This is a genomic window from Acinetobacter sp. YH12252 (assembly GCF_013417365.1).
In the GTDB taxonomy this organism is placed as follows: domain Bacteria; phylum Pseudomonadota; class Gammaproteobacteria; order Pseudomonadales; family Moraxellaceae; genus Acinetobacter; species Acinetobacter towneri.
Window position 1 is genome coordinate 269,098 of the sequence record NZ_VPEA01000002.1, and the last position, 22,528, is coordinate 291,625.

The 22,528-nt window shown below is 36.7% G+C and carries 18 protein-coding genes and 2 pseudogenes; 11 read left to right on the plus strand and 9 right to left on the minus strand.

The window, feature by feature from the left end:
- Positions 1-13: 13 nt before the first annotated feature.
- The 5 genes from FTV28_RS03705 to FTV28_RS03725 all read right to left on the minus strand — a co-directional run bounded on the left by FTV28_RS03705 (position 14) and on the right by FTV28_RS03725 (position 8,939).
- On the minus strand, positions 14-1,498 hold the full coding sequence (locus tag FTV28_RS03705) for a class I SAM-dependent DNA methyltransferase (RefSeq protein ID WP_179989431.1): 1,485 nt from the start codon (positions 1,496-1,498) through the stop codon (positions 14-16).
- Positions 1,495-3,378, minus strand: a complete 1,884-nt coding sequence (locus tag FTV28_RS03710; protein ID WP_179989433.1) for a DUF262 domain-containing protein — start codon at positions 3,376-3,378, stop codon at positions 1,495-1,497. Before FTV28_RS03710 ends, FTV28_RS03705 begins: the two co-directional genes overlap by 4 nt.
- A complete protein-coding gene (locus tag FTV28_RS03715) occupies positions 3,375-4,919 on the minus strand; it encodes a restriction endonuclease subunit S (protein ID WP_179989435.1) in 1,545 nt (514 codons plus the stop codon). Before FTV28_RS03715 ends, FTV28_RS03710 begins: the two co-directional genes overlap by 4 nt.
- Positions 4,919-7,684: a DEAD/DEAH box helicase family protein gene (locus tag FTV28_RS03720; RefSeq protein WP_218944905.1), complete on the minus strand. Its 2,766-nt coding sequence runs from the start codon at positions 7,682-7,684 to the stop codon at positions 4,919-4,921. Before FTV28_RS03720 ends, FTV28_RS03715 begins: the two co-directional genes overlap by 1 nt.
- A 286-nt stretch (positions 7,685-7,970) precedes the next feature.
- Entirely contained in the window at positions 7,971-8,939 is a 969-nt protein-coding gene (locus tag FTV28_RS03725; protein WP_249451941.1) for an IS30 family transposase, read from the minus strand.
- 163 nt (positions 8,940-9,102) lie between these two features.
- Between FTV28_RS03725 and FTV28_RS03730 the strand changes: the two genes are divergently transcribed.
- The 6 genes and pseudogenes from FTV28_RS03730 to FTV28_RS03755 form a co-directional block, all read left to right on the plus strand.
- Entirely contained in the window at positions 9,103-9,465 is a 363-nt protein-coding gene (locus FTV28_RS03730) for a hypothetical protein (RefSeq protein ID WP_179989439.1), read from the plus strand.
- A gap of 19 nt (positions 9,466-9,484) precedes the next feature.
- Positions 9,485-11,734, plus strand: coding sequence for a hypothetical protein (locus FTV28_RS03735; RefSeq protein WP_179989441.1), 2,250 nt, complete (start codon positions 9,485-9,487; stop codon positions 11,732-11,734).
- Between the two features lie 41 nt (positions 11,735-11,775).
- On the plus strand, positions 11,776-12,960 hold the full coding sequence (locus tag FTV28_RS03740; protein WP_179989443.1) for a hypothetical protein: 1,185 nt from the start codon (positions 11,776-11,778) through the stop codon (positions 12,958-12,960).
- Between the two features lie 13 nt (positions 12,961-12,973).
- Positions 12,974-13,804 (plus strand): hypothetical protein, encoded by an 831-nt coding sequence (locus tag FTV28_RS03745; RefSeq protein WP_179989445.1) that lies wholly within the window; start codon positions 12,974-12,976, stop codon positions 13,802-13,804.
- A 38-nt stretch (positions 13,805-13,842) separates the two neighbouring features.
- Positions 13,843-14,268: a hypothetical protein gene (locus FTV28_RS03750; protein ID WP_179989447.1), complete on the plus strand. Its 426-nt coding sequence runs from the start codon at positions 13,843-13,845 to the stop codon at positions 14,266-14,268.
- A 114-nt stretch (positions 14,269-14,382) separates the two neighbouring features.
- A pseudogene (locus FTV28_RS03755) lies at positions 14,383-14,615 on the plus strand (cell filamentation protein Fic); the annotation flags it as partial.
- A gap of 33 nt (positions 14,616-14,648) precedes the next feature.
- Here the strand turns inward: FTV28_RS03755 and FTV28_RS03760 are convergent.
- Entirely contained in the window at positions 14,649-15,380 is a 732-nt protein-coding gene (locus FTV28_RS03760; protein WP_179989449.1) for a Fic family protein, read from the minus strand.
- A 434-nt stretch (positions 15,381-15,814) separates the two neighbouring features.
- Here FTV28_RS03760 and FTV28_RS03765 point away from each other — a divergent pair, with 434 nt between their 5' ends.
- A complete protein-coding gene (locus FTV28_RS03765; RefSeq protein WP_004972905.1) occupies positions 15,815-16,012 on the plus strand; it encodes a hypothetical protein in 198 nt (65 codons plus the stop codon).
- Between the two features lie 532 nt (positions 16,013-16,544).
- On the plus strand, positions 16,545-16,763 hold the full coding sequence (locus tag FTV28_RS03770) for a hypothetical protein (protein ID WP_004972907.1): 219 nt from the start codon (positions 16,545-16,547) through the stop codon (positions 16,761-16,763).
- 114 nt (positions 16,764-16,877) lie between these two features.
- On the opposite strand, the gene FTV28_RS03775 is transcribed toward FTV28_RS03770, so the two are convergent.
- From FTV28_RS03775 to FTV28_RS03785, 3 genes are all read right to left on the minus strand, one after another.
- Positions 16,878-17,243 (minus strand): hypothetical protein, encoded by a 366-nt coding sequence (locus FTV28_RS03775; RefSeq protein ID WP_096902517.1) that lies wholly within the window; start codon positions 17,241-17,243, stop codon positions 16,878-16,880.
- A 220-nt stretch (positions 17,244-17,463) separates the two neighbouring features.
- Positions 17,464-18,180, minus strand: coding sequence for a hypothetical protein (locus FTV28_RS03780; RefSeq protein WP_167846115.1), 717 nt, complete (start codon positions 18,178-18,180; stop codon positions 17,464-17,466).
- Positions 18,181-18,289: 109 nt separating this feature from the next.
- Entirely contained in the window at positions 18,290-18,988 is a 699-nt protein-coding gene (locus tag FTV28_RS03785) for an exonuclease domain-containing protein (RefSeq protein WP_167846471.1), read from the minus strand.
- A gap of 251 nt (positions 18,989-19,239) precedes the next feature.
- On the opposite strand from FTV28_RS03785, the pseudogene FTV28_RS03790 reads away from it, so the two are divergent.
- The 3 genes and pseudogenes from FTV28_RS03790 (at position 19,240) to rnk (ending at position 22,501) form a co-directional block, all read left to right on the plus strand.
- A pseudogene (locus FTV28_RS03790) lies at positions 19,240-20,502 on the plus strand (alpha/beta fold hydrolase).
- Positions 20,503-20,679: 177 nt separating this feature from the next.
- Positions 20,680-21,933: a serine hydroxymethyltransferase gene (gene glyA, locus FTV28_RS03795; RefSeq protein WP_019836649.1), complete on the plus strand. Its 1,254-nt coding sequence runs from the start codon at positions 20,680-20,682 to the stop codon at positions 21,931-21,933.
- 163 nt (positions 21,934-22,096) lie between these two features.
- The gene (gene rnk, locus FTV28_RS03800) at positions 22,097-22,501 is read left to right on the plus strand and encodes a nucleoside diphosphate kinase regulator (protein ID WP_004972920.1); all 405 of its coding nucleotides are present in this window, start codon (positions 22,097-22,099) and stop codon (positions 22,499-22,501) included.
- The last annotated feature ends 27 nt before the right edge of the window (positions 22,502-22,528 follow it).

Sequence of the window (22,528 nt, forward strand, 5' to 3'; positions counted from 1 at the left end):
GGAGCCCTTTTTATCAGTGTTCTAGCTTAGTCAGAACACTACGGAAATTTTCTAAAGCCGATTCGATATTTTCGATAATCTCATTAGCCAAAATGTCAGGATCAGGCAGATTGTCTAAATCTGTCAGGCTTTTGTCTTTAAGCCAAAACACATCAAGACTTGTTTTATCTCGTTTGACTAACTCATCATAGCTAAACTTTTTCCAACGACCTTCAGGATTGTTTTCAGCATGCCAAGTTTCAGAACGCTCAAAACGATTTAAAGGGTTATAGCATTCGATGAAGTCTTGTAGATCTTCAAAACGCATTGGTTTTTTCTTTAAGGTGTGGTGTACGTTTGTTCGATAATCGTAGTACCAAACCTCTTTAGTCCATGGATCTTTACTAGCAGGTTTATTATCAAAGAAAAGTACATTTGCTTTTACACCATTGGCATAAAAGATACCTGTAGGTAAACGAAGAATCGTGTGTAATTCAGTTTTGGATAGTAATTCTTTACGGATGGTTTCACCAGCTCCGCCTTCGAACAAGACATTATCTGGTACTACAACAGCAGCTTTACCTGTTGTCTTTAACATCGAACAAATATGCTGCAAGAAATTGAGCTGTTTGTTTGATGTGGTTGCCCAAAAGTCCTGACGGTTATATGTTAAATCTTCTTTTTCCTGTTCACCATCTTCATTGGTAAAGCTCATTGAGCTTTTCTTACCAAATGGAGGGTTTGCCAATACATAGTCCACAGTAATTGGACTAGGGGCAATCAAAGCATCATTTGGTGAAATAAGACTATCTTTGTCAATTTCGCCAATGTTATGCAAGAACATGTTCATCAGGCACATACGGCGAGTATTTGCGACGATCTCATTACCATGGAACGTACTGTTCTTTAAAAATGCTTTTGCATCTTTATCTAAAGGAGCATCCGGGTTTTTGGTTAAAAACTCATACGCTGAGAGGAAGAATCCACCAGTACCACAAGCTGGATCAGCAATTGTTTTATTCGGTTCAGGACGGACACATTCAACAATCGTTTTAATTAAAGAACGTGGGGTGAAGTACTGACCTGCACCAGATTTCGTATCTTCGGCATTTTTTTCTAAAAGACCTTCGTAAATATCACCTTTTACATCTGTATTTAGAGTCACCCACTGAGTATCGTTGATCATTTCAATAAGACGTGACAATTTTGCAGGATCTTGGATTTTATTTTGAGCCTTAGTGAAAATTTGACCCAACATTCCTTTTTCTTTAGCTAGATCACGCAAAAGGCTAATGTAATGAAGTTCTAGCTCAGCACCTTTTGTATTTAAAAGCGTATCCCATTTATATTTTTCAGGAATACCAACATTACGACGATAAGGTGGTTTGGAATACTCATCCGCCATTTTTAAGAAGATGAGATATGTAATCTGTTCGAGGTAATCTCCATAACCAACACCATCATCACGAAGGGTGGTACAAAAGCTCCATACTTTTGAAACTATAGATGATGCATTCATGAAGTTGCCTCTGCATTAGCTTGTGTGTATTGGTTAATAAACTGGTTAGATCTTAAGGTCTTACCCATCGTTTGATAAATGAGATGAATGAGGTTGTCAGCTCGTAATTTCATAAATGATTCAAAGTCATCTTTTCGGATCTCATCGGTTGGTATGAGATGACCTTCTAAAATTGAATCCATTTGCTCATCAGAGTATTGAGTCGTATTAAAGTTCTGTAATCGACTTAAGTAAATAGATGGTGCTTTACCTCCAATCGCTCTATTTGTAGAGGCTGATAGAGGGGTTTTGTTAATAATCGAATCATACACCGCTGGTTTTATACCTTTTTCCTTACACCATTGTTGAGGGAAAATATGGTGGATATCTAAAGGTTTGCCATCTAAATCAAGTTGCTGAATGGTTTCATTCCAAAAGAAGTCTTTTGCACCTTCACGGAGTACTAAAGTATTGATACCTTTATAAGCAGCACTTTGGCGAGATCTTAAAGTTTCAAGTCGTTCAGGTTGGAATGAAGCATCAAAAATCGTTCTGATAATGGTTTCATCATTCTCTACCCAAGCTATGAAATCTTCTAGGTCATTGGCAGTTCTAGTTTCAGCAGCACCACCATAGAGCTCACCTAAGACGCCACACCAGAACCATTGTTCTAACTTTTGTAGAATTTTAGGTTCACGCCAATTCATTTTTCTTTCAGCTAATTTTGTCATAATTGCTGCGAGAGGGATAAGCTGACCACGGTATGGCAATTCACGCTCTGAGAAGAAGCATTGTTTCGTAAGGAAGCTTGCGACTTCAGTAAAGCCAATCTCAACAGCATTTGCCCATTGCTTATAATCTTGTAAGGTCAGAGTCAGTACAGCTTGTCGCTTAGCTGAAACTGCAGAAAGTAATTTACCTGTTTTACCTGCCTTTCTGTCAATCTGACGCTTGTCATAAGTAGTTAATAAACTGATAACTTGTAAGAAATCGGTTGGTTCAAGTTTTGAGAGAATTTTTCGATTTTCAACAATACGTTGATAACGTCCTTCAATACCCTGTTTTTGATCACCGTACCAATCTTCTCGTAGATTGTTGTCTTTATCATTTTCTGCTGCAAATGATGCAGTGACCAATTCAAAAACAGAGAGGGGAACACCACCAGTATTTACCTTTTCAAAAACAAGGCATACAGCATCTTTAGATGTGTTTTTGTTGAGCTGAATCACTGGAATTTTATAGGATTTGAATTCCTGTAAGACTTTATCTTTAAAGTCAGCAAAACGAATATATTTATCCTGATTGTATTTCAGCAATCCCATTTCCCAAGCATGGCTATTAAATATTAGGCTACAAGGGAAAAACATTGCTTCATATTCTTTCTCAGTCGTTGAGAAATCTAAAGCAATAAGCTGACCAGCACCATTTTCGATTTGTTTAAAATCACGATCGAAGTTGGTTTTAACCGTTTTATCTTTACCTACCGAAATAAAAGCGTCATCGAATTGTCCATTTAGGGCAGCTTCGATATCGATATAGTAATAACGCTCAATCTCTTGACCTTTTTCAGTAAAGGTTTTAACAGGCTTATTTAAAGCTAAGACTTGTGTTAACGATGTCAGTCGTTGTTGACCATCTAAGATTAAATATTTAGGTGAAGGTGTTTCACCTGAAAATTCTACATTTTCGACAGCACGTACTTTAAAGTTGACAGGTCCGCCAGTCTCTAAAAGCATGACTGCACCCACAGGGAAGGAGCGTGCAATACTCACTAATAGTGAGCGAATATGTTCATCATCCCATACCCAGCCACGTTGGAAGTCGGGTAGTTGAAGTTCACCAGTTTTAATTTGATGAATTAAGGTTTCTAATTCAGGTTGTTTAGTTTCAAAAGTGCTCATATTAGTTCCTGTTGAGCAGGCTCATCTTCTTTTGTAGCTTTGGTTTTACGCTTAGTTGGCTTTTTAGGAGCTTTGTTGGCTTTCGCTTTCGCCAATTCTTCCTCTTTTTCAGCCATAATACGTTCAAGTAAAACTGACGCAGGTTCATCGTTAGGATTTTGTGGAACGAGTTGTCCTGAGAAAGCTTTTTGTAAAATAGATTGTTTTAATAGATGTGCTCGTTTTAGCTCTGAGTCCAAGTATTGGCGTGTAACTTTTTCTTTATCTAGGAAGTTAGAAATAATTTTTACTATTTCTTTCTGTTCTTCTAAAGAACAAAATGGGAATGGGTAATTTTGTAATTTTTCACCATTAATATTGGATTGATTCACACCATCTGTTTTAACAGAGTTGCCGTAGGTTTTAGCGATATGAGAGTTAAGATAATAATTTAAAAAATTCGAATCTATCAGATTTGAATAGTGATTAACACGAATTAAATAACCAGCAAAAATTGCAGGTTGTTCACCTTTATATATAGCAGTTTTACCAACTAATTCTGGACTGTTAGTTCGGTTGAAAAGAACATCTCCTGCTTTTAATTCATACTGCTCGATTTCTTGTTCATCTGATGTATAAACTAAATCATCCCAATCTATAGCACCTTGTTGAATATTACCCATACGTATCACAGGAACAGAGCCTGATTCTTTGGATTTTGCAGAAGTGCCATATTCTACACCTGAAGTGATATTACCCAACGTATCCCAATACCATTCCGAAGGTAGAGTTGGTAATGTTGCTAAAGTGTCATTTGTCAATGTCTGTACATCTTTTGGAACTCTAGGTTTGGTAGGCTTACGTCCCTCTAACTGTCTTAACTCCCATTCTTTAACAGATGCTTTCCATTTTTCGATTTCGTTTTCATATCTAAGTTTTCTTTCATCAGAAAATTTAGATTGTAATATTCCACCTGTAGATATCAAATTTTGATGATTTCTACGCCATTCTTCTGTCAGTTTTCCTTCAAAGGCTTGAATAAGGATAGCTTCTCGATATATATCTAATTGTTTCTTTGCAGTTTCTAAAGATTGAATACCATCATCAATTTCAGAAAATAACTCTTCGATTTTTTGGACAATTCTTTTTTGTTCATTCAAAGGAGGTAAGTGAATATTCAGCTCAACCGCATTGTTTATGGTTACTTGTGGTTGAGCAGTACCCGTTACTAGCTTTTCCTTATTACATGCTTGAAGGAAAAAAAATAAAAGTTTACTTAACGATTCTTCAAAAGCAGGAAAATTTAAAACTAGAGAATTATTTGTGATAAAAGCTTTCGGAGGAGACATATTAATTGTTCCACTATTTGCCCCTCGACAAGAAATTAATAATTTTTCTAGTTCATACAGATATTCAGAATAATAACCAATGACAGCATTAGCACCGAAAACAGGGTATCCTTCGGGTAGAAGTTTACTAGTAGGTAAGCCCTTACCATAGGTAATGTCACAAATATCCCCAAGTTTTACTTTTAACCATGTATTTGGCAAATTGATATCCATTAAGCTACTAGCTCCAAATTCATTTCTTCAATAATAGCGTCCATCTCATCCCCAAATAACTGATACATACGACCTAAACCACCTTCACTATCAAAAGGTGCCATTTCCAAGTCATCATGCTCAATATGGAAAGAGTTTGCAATGTGATCACGCATCATTCGTAACCAGTCAAGCTGTACATCAGAGAACTTAGAACCTTCAGTATTATTGGATTTAAAAATCCAACGTTTAAAGTTTTGACGTACCGTTGCATCATAAGGAACCAAAGCTTCGTCTAAACCACAAACACGGCGTAACAAAGACATCAAGGCAGTAAGGTCATTGATCGGACGAGAAGCGGTTGTGTCGTACTTTTCCAAATATGCAAAAGCATCCCACACACGTAATGGTGCGAGTTTTGGTCGTTCATGTTGTAACTTAACCAATAACTCTTTAATCATGGCATAAGTAACTTGAGCACGTTGTTGCGGAATGTTGAAGTAAATATTTAATGCAGAAATTTCATCAATATTTTCATGAAGGTACTCAATGAAATCTTTTCTCAAGGCTTCACTATTGGTTTGAATATCACCAGCCCATTCCGCAGTGATGACTTCATCGATTTCATCTTCTAGAAATACTTGCTCAGTTTGCTTGCGGATAGTGTCAAGTAAGTCGATCATGTTGCCGTTGAGGATTTTGACTGCTTCTTTGACACGCGCTTTAAGAATCGGTTTAACATGCTCGTCTGTGACTTCCTCATCAGATGTTAAACCGTGCTGTTCCATTGCGATTTGATTCACTTTATCCGAATCAACCGCATCAAATAGATTTTTCACAAAAGAGCGTAAGCTTAAACCTTTTGATTCTTTTTCAAAAAGCTCAAGTTGATAGTCATCTAATTGACGCTCCATTCGAGAAAGTCGGTTGGCAAAAGAGACAACAGTATCTGGGTCATGCGCCCCTAAAGTTAGTCCCCGAGCAAGATCTTTTAGCGGTACAGTTGGCTTAGAATCCAAAGGTTGGCTAGCTGTTTTTAAAGACTCAGTTACACCAATTGCATCTACAATCACGTAACGACTCTTAGCACCTTTAGCAGAAGGAGTTACTTTTTTCAGATTTTCTTCATCTAGGGTACGTGTGCCACGACCTTTCATTTGTTCAAAGTAATTCTTACTTTTCACATCACGCATGAAGAGTAGACATTCAAGTGGTCGAATATCTGTGCCTGTGGCAATCATATCGACCGTAACAGCAATACGTGGATAAAAATTATTACGGAATTGGGCTAAGACTGTTTTAGGATCTTCATCAATTTTATAAGTGATCTTCTTACAAAATTCATTTCCTTCACCAAACTCATCTCGAACGATTTGAATGATGTCATCAGCATGACTATCTGTTTTAGCAAAGATAAGTGTTTTTGGCACTTCAGCTCGACCAGGGAAAATACTTGGTAAATTGTTTTTATACGTTTGTACGACCTTTCGAATTTGATCGGGTAAAACAATATCTTTATCTAATTGCTTTTTTGAGTATTCAGTATCTTCGTCGGTCGTTTGCCATTTGGTTTTACGTGTTTTTCTTTCACGTAATTGAACCAAGCGTTCAGCTTCAACTTTGACACCTTCTTGGGTCTTTTTAGTTCGAATAATAAAGGTATCGTTACCAACGTTTACACCATCTGCAACAGCCTTCTCATGATCATATTCACTGACCACGTTGGCATTAAAAAAACCATAAGTACGGTTATCAGGCGTTGCAGTTAAACCTACTAAATAGGCATCAAAGTAATCAAGCACTTGACGCCATAAATTATAAATAGAGCGGTGACATTCATCGATGATAATGACGTCAAAAAACTCAGGTGGAATTTTTTTATTGTAGACGACAGGCAATGGCTCTTTAGGCTGTGTCATTTGTTCAGCAAGGCTTTCTTCTTCCTCAGACTCATCCAATGGTTCATCTTTAAGAATAGAATACATGCGCTGAATCGTACTGATATAAACCTCAGCATCAGTAGGAACATAACTGCTTCTTAATCGGCTTACAGTATATAGCTCTGTGAATTTTCTATGATCATCTTGAGGGATATAGGTCATGAACTCTTGTTCAGCCTGTTCACCTAAATTTTTAGTATCAACAAGAAATAGAATTCTTTTTGGTTTGGCATGTTTTAATAGACGATAAGAAGACGTGATTGCAGTAAATGTTTTACCAGAGCCAGTCGCCATTTGAACTAATGCACGTGGTTTATCTAACTTAAAAGAAGCTTCTAGATTGGTAACTGCGGTAATCTGACAATCACGTAGACCCGTATGATCTAATTCAGGTAAGTCGTGCAAACGTCCACGAAATGATTTTTTTTCTTGTGAAAGCTTTAAGATAGTTTCTGGTTGGTAAAAACTAAAGATACGACGAGATTTCGGTTTTGGATCTTTAAAATCTGTAAAGCGAGTAATAACGCCAGTACTTTCAAATACAAATCTTAAAGGATAGTCATTATTAATATATTTAAGTGTTGAATTGGCATATCGAGAAGATTGTTCTTCGACAGTGGTGATTTTATCTCCCCATTCTTCAGGCTTTGCCTCAATTACACCAACAGGTTCATTATCAACAAAGAGAGCATAGTCAACTGGTCCAGTAGAAGTTGGATATTCTCTTATCGCAATGCCTAGTCCTGCAGAAAAATTCATTGTATCTAAATTTTGTATTTCCCAACCAGCTTCTTTAAGTTGAGCATCAATGTTGTCCCGTGCAAGTTGTTCTGGGGTTTGGTTCAAAGTCATTGATGTCTATCCCTCTAAAATTATTAAAAATTATGAGAAATAATTTATCATGTTTTTGTCCGAAGAGGTCCGAAGCCATCCAAAAAAGATAGTTAGAATTAGGCTAAAGAAGTAGGAGAGATTAATGGACTTAAATATTTTTAGGAAAAGAGTATGTGGGTAATTATTGGGTAAAAATATGACTGAAGTTAGAGGATAAGATTAAGTTTTATCTGTATTTTTAGTGTGGGTTCAATTGCCACCACCTCAATTTTTTGAATATTTATTAAAATCGGCGAATTCAAACATGAGGTGCGACAGTTTGAAAAGTCTTATGATAATCAACAAGCTGAGCAAATTTCTCTAATGGTGTAAGCCAATCTAACGCTTTTCTAGGACGAGTATTCAGTGACATGGCCACTTGATTTAAATAATGCTGATCTGCCTGATTTAAATCAATCCCTTTAGGTAAATATTGCCTAATTAAACCATTCATATTTTCGCATGTGCCTTTTTGCCAGGGTGAATGTGGGTCACAGAAATATACATCTATGCCTAAATCTTCTTCAAGTATTTTATGTTCTGCCAGCTCGCGTCCACGGTCATAGGTCAACGTTTTACGCAGTTCTGCAGGTAAATATTTCAGAGCTTCAGTTAAAGCCTTGCGCACTGATTCTGCCTTTGCATCAGGTAATGTTGCCAAGATACAGAGCCGTGTATTTCGTTCAATAAGTGTTGCTATCGAACTTTTATTGTCTTTACCTTTAATTAAATCAGCTTCCCAATGACCCGGTATTTTTCTTTCTTGAACTTCGGCTGGGCGCTCATGAATAGTTTTAATATCCTGTAATATAGAATCTTTTTTAGGTTCACCGTTAGCTTTTCGCTTTTTATTTTCATGACGCAGACAGGATAATAAGTCTTTTTTCAACTCACCCTTTGGTAATGCTCGTATCGTTGAATAAATCGTTGTATGGCTTACATTCATTGTTTGATCCAAATCAGGAAATGTCTTTAAACGCTTTGCTATTTGCTGAGGAGACCATAAACAACGGATCGCTTCAACAATAAATTTCCAGAGGATTGAATCGATTTTGAGTTTTCTGTGACCACGTCTACGTCTAGCGAAGGTGTTATCAGAAGCATATCGAGCTTGATAAACGTCATTGATGCTATTTCTTTTAAGCTCACGATAGATCGTACTAGGATGTCTTTTAATGAGTTCAGCAAATTTTCTGGCTGAAAAGCCTTCTTTTCTTGACTCAAGCATTAATGCAGTACGATCTTCAAAGTTAAGATGATGGTATGACAATTTTATATACTCCATAAACCCTTTAAATTAATTAGGTGGTTTATGTCGCACTTCAAGTTTTACTCTGCCACACTATGTTATATTTTATTCAAATTTCTTGGTAAATTTAAAAAATATATAAATGAATAAACTTGAAGAAAAAAGATGTCATCAAATCATTCACACTGCAGCTGTGGCTGCGGCAGGTGGAAACCTATTTCCCGTACCGGGCTTAGGGGTTGCTACAGATATAATTGCAATGACTGCTATGACAATGAGCCTAGCTGCTGTTTTTGGTGGTAATCTCAGTCAAGAAGCGGCTAAAGGTCTAACGGTCCTAACTTTAAAGAGAACGATTTTAAAACAGCCTATGAAGGTTGTAGCAAAAGAGCTTTCAAAATTTATACCAGGAGCTGGACAAGTTGTTGCCCCTGCAATGACACTTGCACTTATTGAAGCAACTGGATGGTCGATTGCTAAAGATTTAGAGAAAAAATTTAAATAGAAATATAAGGGTTATGAACATGAACATTCAGGATCAGATTAAAATAATTTTAGATAATCGTAAAAATCAGTTACCTAAAGTTGAAGCTGAAATTGAGCGTTGGAATAAAATTTCAAGTGATTTAAAGCATTTGAATCAGGTGACGCATTCAATACTTCAAGAGCATGCTTTACCAGATGATTTAGCCCATTTGTTGAGAAATATTTCAATAGAGAGTATTGATAATAAAATTCCCAATGTACTTGCTGATTTATCTTGGCTAAAACAAAGATTTAGTCGAAATACAATTAATATTGGTGTAAGTGGCCGTGCAAGGGTCGGTAAAAGCACATTATTGCAAAAAATTTCTGGTTTAGGTGAACAACAAATTCCAACGGGTTCTGGATTACCAGTTACTGCTGTGAGAAGCCAAATTTATCATAATCCAATTCAGCATAGAGCAATAATTGAGTTTCATGATTTTGCCTCGTTTAGAGATAGTGTGTTACAGCCTTACCATAAAGAATTACAATTATTAGATAAATTGCCAAAAACAGCACAAGAATTTCAAAACATGCAATATCCACAGCGTATTGCAGAGCTAGCAGAAGCTATACAAGAAAATCCATCGAAAGCGGCATTATTGAATCGTTTGAATGAAATGCATCGTTCTTTTGCTTCTTATCGTGATTTATTAGAAAGTTCAGAAAGAGAAAAAATTTTTGAGCTCGATCAACTACGTGAATATGTAGCCTATCCTACAAATGAACAAGTGGAATCGGGACAACATATACGTAAATACTTAGCGGTCAAAGAAGCGAAAATCGAGTGCTCTTTCCCAACGGTTGAAGTAAATAATTTAGGTATTATTGATTTACCAGGTTTAGGTGAATTAGCAGCTGATGCGGAAAGACATCATGTCCAAGGACTAAAAAATGATATTGATTTAGTAATTTTAGTTAAGCGTCCGCTAGAAGGTATGGGGTATTGGGGGGCGGAAGATGGTAAAGCTACTGATTTATTAGATGAAGCTCGAGGCTATATTGAAAGTCGTAAAGATTTTGTATTTATTTTAATCAATACAGGTGGGGTAAACCAACAGCAGATTATATCGCTACGTGACCATATCAAGAGAGAAGCCAACGAAGGTCAAGATGGTTCTTTATACAATATTATTGAAGCTGATAACGCTGATGTACAAAGTGTGCAAACACACGTATTAAATCCAGTACTAGAGCATCTAGCATCACGTTTAGGAGTAATGGATCAGCAAATTATTGAAGGTACTTTACGCCAATATAGTACGGTTGAGAGTCAGATAAAAATATTATTGAATGATCTAACGCAGGCTATTCAACAAATCAGTTATAGCGGTAGCTTACGTGAAGAAATAGACAATTTAGCGACTGATTTGAGAAATGAATTATCAGAACAATTAACGGATATGGTGTTAAGTCTAAAACATAAAGCTAAATCTGATGATGGTGCTGAGTTTGTTGATCGAGTAGAACTTATATCACAGAACATTATTAGTTGGATAAATAATGGATTTAATTCACAAGCGGACGGTTTAGAAGCTTGGAAGAAAAATGCTTCTAAAATAACTAAGCGAGATCGCAATAATGGGCGATTTGCTGTTGATGAGTTAAACCGTATTCGAGTGGAGATTAGTAAACAATATTGCCAATTAGATAACTATTTTAATGATACTTTATTTAAGGAGTTATTTGTACAAGTAGCTGAAACTTTAGGAGAAAATCTAGGTGCCTTGTTGGATAATAAAACTGAAAAAGAGGCAATAGAATATTTTGCTAAATGTTTAGCAGAGGCAAATGAACCTTGCGAGACGTTATCGACGGCTACAGAAAATTTATTGGCCTTAAAATTAGAATACCGTACACAATTCCACCCTCGTGTACGCGCACAGTTAGATAATCTGAATTATCAAATTGAAAATGCAGAGGGAGAACAAGAAATCCAATTTGTTGGTGATGTTGGTGATGCAGATTATTTATACCAACAAATGAGTAATCTTGCTAAGAAAGCAGCCTACGATACGAAAAAGGCTTTGTTAGAGGAAGTACGTCTGCCGAACTTAGTTTTATTTGCCGCTGCCGAACAGTTTGAGGATGAATTAATTCGATCGGGAGATAGTGAGAGAGAGTTTAAGCGATTAGCACACTCGTATAGTCATGAAATATGGCCTAACCACTTTGGTGAAATTGATGCATCTAACGCACGTGTAAGTAAATTAAAGTCATGTGTTAATAATATTTATCAATGGTTATAAAAACTCAATTTAAGTAGCTATAGAAAAGAGAATTTAAAAAAATGAGTGAGCTGGAATATAAAATCAGTATGCTAGGACCTACACGCGTTGGTAAAACTTCGCTAGTTGCATCCATACTTGGTAGTACCAAAGAAGAGGTATTAGCAGGAACAGCACTAAATTTGAAGACGTTAGACTTGGCAACTGAAAAAAAGCTATCTACTCATGCCAAAGAGTTAAAGAGTTCTTTGAATGCTGGTAGTTTTAATTCTGGTGCTGTTGCTGGTACGCAGGAACCCACCAAATTTAGATTTTCTTTAACTGACGGGGCTAATGAGTCACTGCTTAATTTTACCCTTTTAGATTTCCCAGGTGGGTGGATTGACCCAACTAATCGTCCTGAACAGCGCCAAAATGACTGGGAAGAGTGTAAAAAGTTTATTCACAGTAGTTCTGTTGTGATTATTCCTGTTGAGTCACCAGTTCTCATGGAAGCAATAGCCTCTAAGCAACAGGGAGCGATTGAGTACAATATTCATAGTGAAGAAATCAAAGAAATTATTACAGATTGGGCAAAATATCGTAATCATGAACATGCAAATGAACCATCGACAATTATTTTTGCACCAGTAAAGTGTGAATCTTATTTTACAGATAATGGCTTTACTTCTAATAAAGATAAAAGTGACGATTTGAAGAGGTTGGTAGAAAAATATTATGCCGAGGTCATTGAGTCTGCGCAAAACGAATTTGAGCATAATCAAAACTCTCCACTTAATATTATTTATACAGCAGTAGATACAATAGGCTGTGTTGAAATTATTAATGGTCAATGGGATCACGATAAAGAAAGTAATTTTTTACGCTTTAGTGCGGATTATGCTATCCGTAAAAGTCCGAAAATTAATCGTAAGGGCGGAGAAGATATTTTTATTACACTATTTAAAAACTTACTTAAAGCACAAGAAATTCGTGAAAAAATTCAACTTGATTCTACTTCTGCCGATTTATCAAATGTGGATAAAGAAGCTCAAAAAGCTAAAGATGCAGAAAATGGTTGGGATGATTTCTGGGGCTTTTGGGGAGTAGAAACAGAACGTGCCAAAAAAACTACAAGGCTATATGGAGAGGTAGACAAATTAACTGAAAAACTAGAAGAACAATCAGAGCAAATAAAGAAATTGAAAGAGATCATTGAGGACATTGGTAATCAGTCTTTTAGTAATCGTACCTCGGTTTTATTATAATAAGTTGATAAAAATGAATATATATATCCAAACTCGTAGTGTGATGAAAGATTATCAATTTTTAGGTGATAGTCCTAAAGATAGTTGGTGGATGGCTTATAAGGAATATACAAGCTTTGAACACCCTACTGTCATTGTGGAAGGTAATACTAACCAACAATGGCGAATCTATTTAAGTGGGATGAATAGCTCTCGGGTAGACAAAGTTAATACACCGATTCGGTATACGTTTATTTTAGAAGATACTAAGCCTGTACTTGAGTCTGAGCTTCCGCAGCTACTTGGATTTATGCAAGCGTGGACACAAGCAATTTATGATTCTGAATCTAAAACTAAATTACAAAGCTGTTTGGATAGTTTATTTAGCATCGATGAAATTGATACATATTTCGCAAGTTCAGAGCAAAATAAAGCACAAATACAAAGTAGATTTAAGCAGTGGTTGTATGATTTTTCGTATAAGGATGTCGGGCTTGAAGTTGTACAGCTAAGCAAGAGCTACATTGGCTCACAGCAATCTCAAAGTGCTTTTTATCAACGCTGTAAGTCGATCTTGCAAATGAAAGAGTCTGTTCAAATGCAGTCAGCACTTCATTTAAATTATATTGAATCTAAAAAAGAGCTGGAAAATACTCAACTTGTAAATGAAGACGAGTATAAGTTTAGATTTACATTATTAGTTGAGGCTGAAGACTTTAAATTTTCTGAAGTTTACTTAAAAAAAAAAGCTATACATGTGCAACAAGTCCCAACGTTGCCAAACCCGCCAACCAAGTACCCAAAAAAGCTTCTATATCTACTTGTAGGGATAATAGCCATAGTTCTAATGATGATATTTTTTTAAAATTAATTAACTCTCATGTATCTAATGTTCCAGAAACTATGAAAATAATATTGAAAATCAAAAAATTGGATAGATTGGAGGCTGCTGCTAGTAATACCAAAGATCAAATTCATTCTAAAGACAGCGGAACTGAAAAAATAAAGCAGCTTACTTTAAATATGGCTAAAGAATTAGGAGCAGCATTTAAAGAAAATGTTGGAAACACTCAATATTGTTCAATTATATTTAGTGCTGTTAAAGATGGCTCAAGCGAAGATTTAAAAATAAATTACGAATATATTCCTTCTAAGTCAGGTCCTGCTGAGAAGTTTTTTAAGGGAGTTGCAAATATTAGAGCAGGAGCTTTGAAGGAGCTAACCTTTATTAAAAGCCATGAACTGATAAAAATTAAATTTGCAGATGATTTGACTTATGAATATGGAGTGACTGGTGGAAATATTAAAAAATTATTCGATTTAGATTGAAAATGATTCTTTATATTGATTGCGAGGAATAGTAGTTAGCTTTTTTATCACTTGGGTTTAAAAATTTACGTATAAAACTGATAAAGTTTTTTTATTTAAATTTTTATTATAAGTTTTGAGTTCATACACCCATTTGCAGATGGCAATGGGTGTATGGGGCATTTATGGCAAACTTTAATTTTGAGTCAATGGAATGCCATTTTACTGAATATTCCTGTTGAAAGCTTAATCTATCAAAATCAGAAAGCGTACTATGATGTCCTTCAGGCAAGCACAGACCGTGCTGACTCTGCGCCATTTTTTTGCAAATGATTCTAGATACTACTGTCGCATCTAGCACCAGCGATTAAGACACCAATCAAGATACCATCAAAGCTGATCTATATCCCTAGAACAACCTGATAAGGTTTAAATCCATCCAGAACAGCTTCAGCAACCAACTGAATGAAAGCCTCAGTTTTTCCATAAGCCATCCATTGATCTAGGGCTTCATAGTAGGCCAATCGGTTTTCAACTGTTATTACACAAGGGGGATAACCAGCTTTAAGCAATTCGAGATTCATCAATAGACGTGATGTACGTCCATTACCATCAATGAATGGATGGATCCCTACAAAATCAGCATGTACTTTGGCCGCACGCTCAATTGGATGCAGCTTATGTGCTTCACTATTATACCAGTCTACTAATTGAGCCATCTTGTTATTTAGCAGTGTATAGTCGGGTGGGGTGGTTGTAGTGCCTGAAATTAAGACGTTTTTCTGGCGATAACATCCTGCATTGTCATCATCGATATTTTTTAAAATGAGTTGATGTATATTTCGAATCTGCCATTCAGAGAATGGTTCTTCTTTTCGAATAATATCTTCAACATAATAAATCGCATTTCTATGATTGATTGCTTCGAAGTGTTCGCGTAAGGCTTTGCCACCAACGGTTATGCCTTCTAAAACAACTTTTGTTTCAAGCAGTGTAAGTGTATTGCCTTCAATTGCATTCGAGTGATATGTCCAACGGACAATAAGATCTTCTTGTAAATTTTTTACAATTGCAGGAGAAAGAGGACGATGCTGATCTAATTTTTTCTTTAAATCATCAATACTTTCAAACATGCTCTGAACCCTGAATCTTAATTAATTAATAATATATGAAAAACGGAGCATCTAAAAACGCAATGATATAACATATCATAAATGAGGGATTGAATATGATAGAATAATGAGATAGATCTAAATCATGTATGTGGGAAATAAAATCATAAGGCATTTGATGTCATACATCTGATTAAAGTTTTTACGGTATTTAATACGGTAAATAAAATCTTTGAGTATAAAAAGTTAAATATTATCAATAGTCTACTGATGGTTTCTGGTGCGCGCTGAGCGCACCAAATTAGTATATAAGCATTGAACTGTAATATAAAAAATAGTTGAAAAGTATATAAAAAATTAAGATAAACATTCGATCTTATTTGCCATAGCCTGATCACGTTTTTCAGCATATAAAACTCACATATTTTAAAACTGAAAAATCTGAGGGCAGCTTCGTGGGCTATATCGTTAAACTCATTCCAGAAAACTTATATTTTGTTCCGCATGATAATGAAATTGGTACCACGGAATTTCGCAGTAAAGCCGTCGCAGAAGGTTTGTTCTACGATTATGCTGAAGCAACAGCAATGGTAAAGCTATACAATAAAGATATGCTGCAAGATGTTGATTATGAAATTGAGTTAATTGAATAATCGTCGACTTCTTATTATTTGAAAGTATCGCCAAGTTATGCAGAAGCTAATCGCAAAGCTGGAGCTTTTAACCGCATAAAATTATGCCGTAACTGAAAATTAAATCAATTGAAATTTTGCTGTGTGAATGTGTTGAAATGTAGTGGGCTATTGCAGCAAAAAATAAGTTTCACTATATTAAAACTACAGTAGGTCATTCAATGTAATAGACGCTACGATGCAGTTGGACGGATCAATGACAGCTCGTTGAGTTTGTAACTCTTGTTCAAACAATAAAATCAGCACTAGCCTTCCAACATAAAAAAACTCGCAGCAATGCGAGTTTTTTCTGTGCTAGAATGAAAAACAAGCAAATTTACTGTGGTTTTGTAAGTTGTAAATAAAATTTTAAAAAATATGTGTTTGAATTTATTAGATAATTTAAATTTAGTTTAAAAAAATACTACATTGTCAAACAATCTAACAACTCACTTTTTTAAAAAATTTATAAGCTATGGTATAAAAAATTTCCGTCAAGAAAAAGGGAACAACAATGACGCAAATCATCGATATTAAAGTTAAAGACCAGTTTAGCCATATTTACGAAGCAAAAGCATTGCTACGTAATATCCCAGAAACTTCATTGGCAGCGGGTTTGGCACTATTTCACAAAATTGAACACATTATTGTGGAAGGTGAAGTGATTTTACCAAGCATCGAACTTTTGTTTGAAAGCCGCGAGTCTGATAGTATTTTCCGTGTGTTGGAGTAAATATTTGTGAGACTACTTTATTTTTAGAAAAGCTCATTTCGATGAGCTTTTTTGTGCGCAGGATTTTTAAAGCACACGTAAATAAAGTGCTCATTAAGTGTAAAACATATCGCTTTAAACCGTCTGATCTTCTACAAGTTGGATATTTACATCGTATTTATCAAACTCTTGAATAATTTTTTGAATGACCGCTTGCCCAATGTCATCATCGGGTTGAAAACTCAACTCTTGATTGGTTTGACTATCAAAACATTCAATTTGCAAGATTTGCCAGAGCTGGGCATCTGTACTTTGTTGAATCACTATGCGTCGCGGTTGTAAATGTGCTGAAATTTGACGCGGCAACACATTGGTAATCGCTAACTGTATTTGGCTTTCCTGATCTTTTGGGCTTAAAAAGGTAATCACCCAATTGCCAACTTTACTGAGTTGCATTGGATTGTCATAAGCATCAAACGCTAAAAAAAATGCATGATTCATCATGACCCTGTGCCTCAACAATTCTGGAAAATACTATATCGCTGATTTTTATGAGTCGGGGCTATGCCGCTAAAGTCTTAGCTTTTATAGGAATAATGGATCTAAGGTTTATATGTGTTTTTAAGGTGTTGAAAAGTAATAAAAATAAATTAATCCATAGGTCCCTGAGCATGGTTTTAATTGTTAAAAAGACTTAAAACTAAGTAAAAAAATCTAAGCTTTAAGTCGGATTAAGCTTTTGCAGAGAGTGGTTGATTTGCTGCAAAATCTGATTGAGTGCTTTCGGTGGTAAACGAGTTTCTTGCAAAGAGGTAATCCATTGCATTTGGCAGAGTTTTAAGCTGCGAATATCCTGAGCTTGTAAAATTCGCTGAATCAGTTGTTTTGCCATTAATCCACAATGACGCTGCAAAGTATCCATCATGAGAAATTTTACATCTTCAAAACTCAAAGCGGTAATTTCAGGCTGTATTTCTGCTTGGGGTTCAGGTTGTTCAGCGGGCTGTTCTGTATTGATGGCAGCTGCAACACGTGCTTCTAAATATGCAGGAACTGAATTTACTTGAAGATGTTGGGTGTGGATTGGTTCTGCCAAACTTTCAGCATGCGCTTGCGGGGTGCTGCTTGCAAGTTGGCTATGAATTTCTGTGTGTAAAGTGGTAGATGATGCCTCTTGCTCTTGTTGCAGCAGAATGTTAGCCGTTTGCTCTTGGTGTTGCAAAGTGTCTTGCTCAAGCGCAGCAGGGGCAATCAGGTGCATATCTAATAGCTGTTCAATCAATTCAGGTGGTGCAAGACGTTGCTTGAACTGATCTCCGAGTAAATCAAAATCTTCAGTACCAATCAGTACCAATAAACGACGTTGACGTGCATTTAAATCACGTGTGCGCTGTTGTAATGCATCTAGACCGAGTTGAGTTTTTTGATAATTAAACATGAGCCTTAATTTATTTCCCCAATAAATTAAGGCAAAGCATAGACTTTGAAAATTACAATAATATGAATAATTTATGACAGGTAAATGCAATAAGATTCACTTGAAACATTTATAAAGTCAAAATGCTGGTATTTTCGAGCGCCTTGCGTAAGTAAGAATCTAAATCTTCTTGTCTTAATAACCATTGCACATAATCGGCAGGAAGGTCGGCAATTGCCGTACCACGATGTTTACCAAAATTGATAATTTGTGGAATACGTGCTTCTTCTGAGGCGATATAGAGTTCTTCAATATTTTGAATTTGTAGTTGATGAACTTCATGCATCAAAATATTGGCTGTTAAAATAATATCCATATCGGCACGATGCGCTTTTTTAATCATGTCACGCGCTTTTTCGCTGCCTTTGGTAATCATATAAATTAAAGCTGAAATATTGTGTGCTTCGGCGTTTGGCCATACGCGACGTGCAAGTGCCAAAGTGCAAATGGCTTTAATTTTAGAAGTATCCACACCACATTTTTCTAAAGCGCGAATATCGTAATCAATATTATGCCCAATGATATAGGTGGTTTCGGCAGGTAATTCAAAACTGCTGTAATGCGGTTGATCAATTAAATCCGATTCTAAAATATGATGCACCGCCATCGCTGCGAATGAAATCGGCTCATCGACTTGATATAACTGATCGAAAATTTGACTTTTATCTAGACTGATTTTGCCATCTTGAATTTGAATGGGGGCGTAGGCAATCTCAATGGGTTGTCCATTTAAAGTATGGGTTTCAGTGTCGAGAATAATTGCCTGCATGTCCTGATTCGCTTGCGTCATTCAATAAAAATGCAATCTAACATTAGCCGCTGCGTATGACAAATTGAATTGAAATTTAATAGGCACTTGTATATGTGATCAATTTACTGATTTTTACCGTAAGTGTTTAATTTTAAATAAAATACACTTGCATATTAATTGTTGAAATCTTGCCTGATACGATAAAAAAGCGTACAAATAAAGATTGCGAAGGATGCAATTAATAAGAATATGAAGACAAGGGTAAGCAAATGAAAAAAATATGGTTAAGCGTGGCTTTAGCCAGCAGCAGTTTGTTTTTAACTGCGTGTAATGATGATCATGACGATACGAGTGTTGTGGTTATTGAGGATGGCATTCCGAAATATAATTTTAGTGCCCCTGTCGTGAAAACAGAGCCTTATTTAGATCAGGGTGCCAATGCGAATAATGTTTTAGATACAGTAAGTGCCTCTAAAACATTGATGACTTATAAAATGTTAGGGGTAAATGGACAGGAAACTCAGGCAACTGCACTTGTTTTTACCCCTCAAACAGTTAAGCCTGCGGGCGGATAGCCACTTGTAGTTTGGGCGCATGGCACAACAGGCGTGGCAGATGCGTGTGCACCAAGTCGTCAAGGTTTAAATGGAAATGAGTACTTCATTGCTAAACTATTGGCAGCAGGTTATGCCGTTGTTGCACCCGACTACGAAGGTTTAGGCGAACCGAGTGGTAAAGAATTACATCCATTCTTGAATTTAAAAAGTGCAGCTTATTCGATTACAGATGCTGTTGTCGCTGCAAGCAAGCTTTTGGGTAATACTGCAGAAACGCGATGGAGTGTAGTTGGACATTCACAGGGTGGACATGCGGCTTTAGGTGCAGCACAGTATGCATCGCGTGCGCAGTTAAATTATAAGGGTGCCATAGCTATCGCACCTGCATCAAATTTAGCGTTGGTATTGGCGGGTGGTGAACAAAAAGCAGCTCAGGAGCCAGATGTAATAAAGAAAGTACAGACACTTGTACCATTAGATACGTTTACTGCTCTAATTGCTGCGGGGCTAAGAAATACTGCTCCAACCTTGAAATATTCTGAAATATTTGTGTCACCAACAGATCAACTTGCTGCTCAGGCAGAGTCAATCTGTTATGAGGCATTAGGTGGGAGTATGCTTCAGCCAATGCGAGAGCACGCACAGACTTATGGAAAATTGGATGGTTATCCACGTACTCAACCGAATTTCATGACGACCATCCCTGAAGTTAAAGATTTCTTAACCCATGGTTCACAGCCATTAAAAGTGAAAATCAGTACGCCTATATTTATTTATCAAGGAACGGCTGACCCAACTGTACCGAAACAAGTCACGGATTACTTGGTTCAGTCAGCTCAAGGGATGGGAACTAAAATTCATTACGTCACTGATCAGGATTTACCTGTAGAGCAAAAATGGGATCATGGTTCGGTGTATGTGGATAATATGGATGAGATTGTCAAAGATGTTCAATCACTAATGCCTATTCAATAAGTTGTTGAATTACGATAAAGATTGATTTGACCTAAAATAGCTCATGTTTTATCTGAAACATGAGCTATTTTTATGTAAAACTGAGCAAAGTTCATTCTCTCAGTTCACAAACTTTATGCTACAATACGCGCCAATCTTAGCACGGCTTAAAAGCCCTAAATTAATAGGACCTCGCTAATGTTTGCCAATATTTCTATTGCCGAATTTGATCCAGAATTAGCTCAAGCGATCACCAATGAAGATGCGCGCCAAGAAGCTCATATTGAGTTAATTGCTTCTGAAAACTACTGCTCACCTGCAGTAATGGAAGCTCAAGGTTCAAAACTTACCAATAAATATGCAGAAGGCTACCCAGGCAAACGCTACTACGGCGGTTGCGAATACGTAGATATTATTGAACAATTGGCGATTGACCGTGCTAAAGAACTCTTTGGTGCAGATTATGCTAACGTTCAACCACACGCTGGTTCACAAGCAAACTCTGCAGTTTACTTAGCTTTACTTAACCCAGGCGACACTGTGTTAGGTATGAGCTTGGCACATGGTGGTCACTTGACTCATGGTGCAAAAGTAAGCTTCTCAGGTAAAACATATAACGCTATCCAATATGGTTTAAACCCAGAAACTGGCGAAATTGATTACGAAGAAGTTGAGCGTTTAGCGCTTGAACACAAACCACGCATGATTGTTGCGGGTTTCTCTGCGTATAGCCAAATTGTAGATTGGCAGCGTTTCCGCGACATCGCAGACAAAGTTGGTGCTTATTTATTTGTAGATATGGCACACGTAGCAGGTCTAGTGGCTGCTGGTGTATATCCGAACCCTGTGCAAATTGCTGACGTAACGACTACTACTACACACAAAACATTGCGTGGTCCACGTTCTGGTCTAATTCTTGCGAAAGCAAACGAAGAGATCGAGAAAAAATTACAATCTGCTGTGTTCCCTGGTAACCAAGGTGGTCCATTGGTACACGCAGTTGCAGCAAAAGCAATTTGTTTTAAAGAAGCAATGGCGCCTGAATACAAAGCGTATCAACAACAAGTTGTTAAAAATGCGCAAGCGATGGCTGAAGTTCTTATTGAACGTGGTTATGATGTAGTATCTGGTGGTACGAAAAACCACTTGTTCTTGCTTTCTTTAATCAAGCAAGATATTACAGGTAAAGATGCAGATGCATGGTTAGGTGCTGCGCACATTACTGTAAACAAAAACTCTGTACCGAACGATCCACGTTCTCCATTTGTAACTTCTGGTATCCGTATCGGTACTCCAGCGGTAACTACACGTGGTTTTGGTGAAGCAGAAGTACGTGATCTTGCAGGTTGGATTGCAGACATTCTTGACAGCAAAGGTGACGAAGCTGTAATTAATACTGTAAAAGCAAAAGTTGAAGCTGTTTGCGCGAAATTCCCAGTTTACGCAAAATAAGCACAGCCTTGAGAAAAGCCCCTCAAGGGGGCTTTTTTTATGGATGTAAAAAATTGATTTTTCGTTCAATAAGCTGAATTTCTGTTATAACTTAAGCGTATTGAATATGATTGTAGGCAAGCTGATGATGACAGTATTGTCGGAATGACAGGAATAAAAGTAAATGATTAGACCAAAGATTATTATTTCAGAACAAGATTTGCACCGTTTGGAAACGATGCTTGAGCATCAACCTAAATTGACGCCAACGATGCAACATCTAGAAGATGAATTGGCACGTGCTGAAGTGGTTGCGCCACAAGATGTACCGAATAATGTGGTGAGCATGAATGCCCGCGCATTGATTACCATTGCACCTGCAAAAGAACCGACTGAAATTACCTTGGTTTATCCGCATGACTTTAAAGGTGAGAAAGGGCAGGTGAATGTGGTTGCACCTGTCGGGACTGCCATTTTAGGTTTAGCTGAAGGTCAGGAAATTGAATGGCCACAGCCCGATGGTCATATGATGAAAGTCAAAATTGAGAAGATTTTGTATCAGCCAGAGCGTGAAGGCGATTATTTATAATCTGTTTATCATCCTGCGTTAGGAACA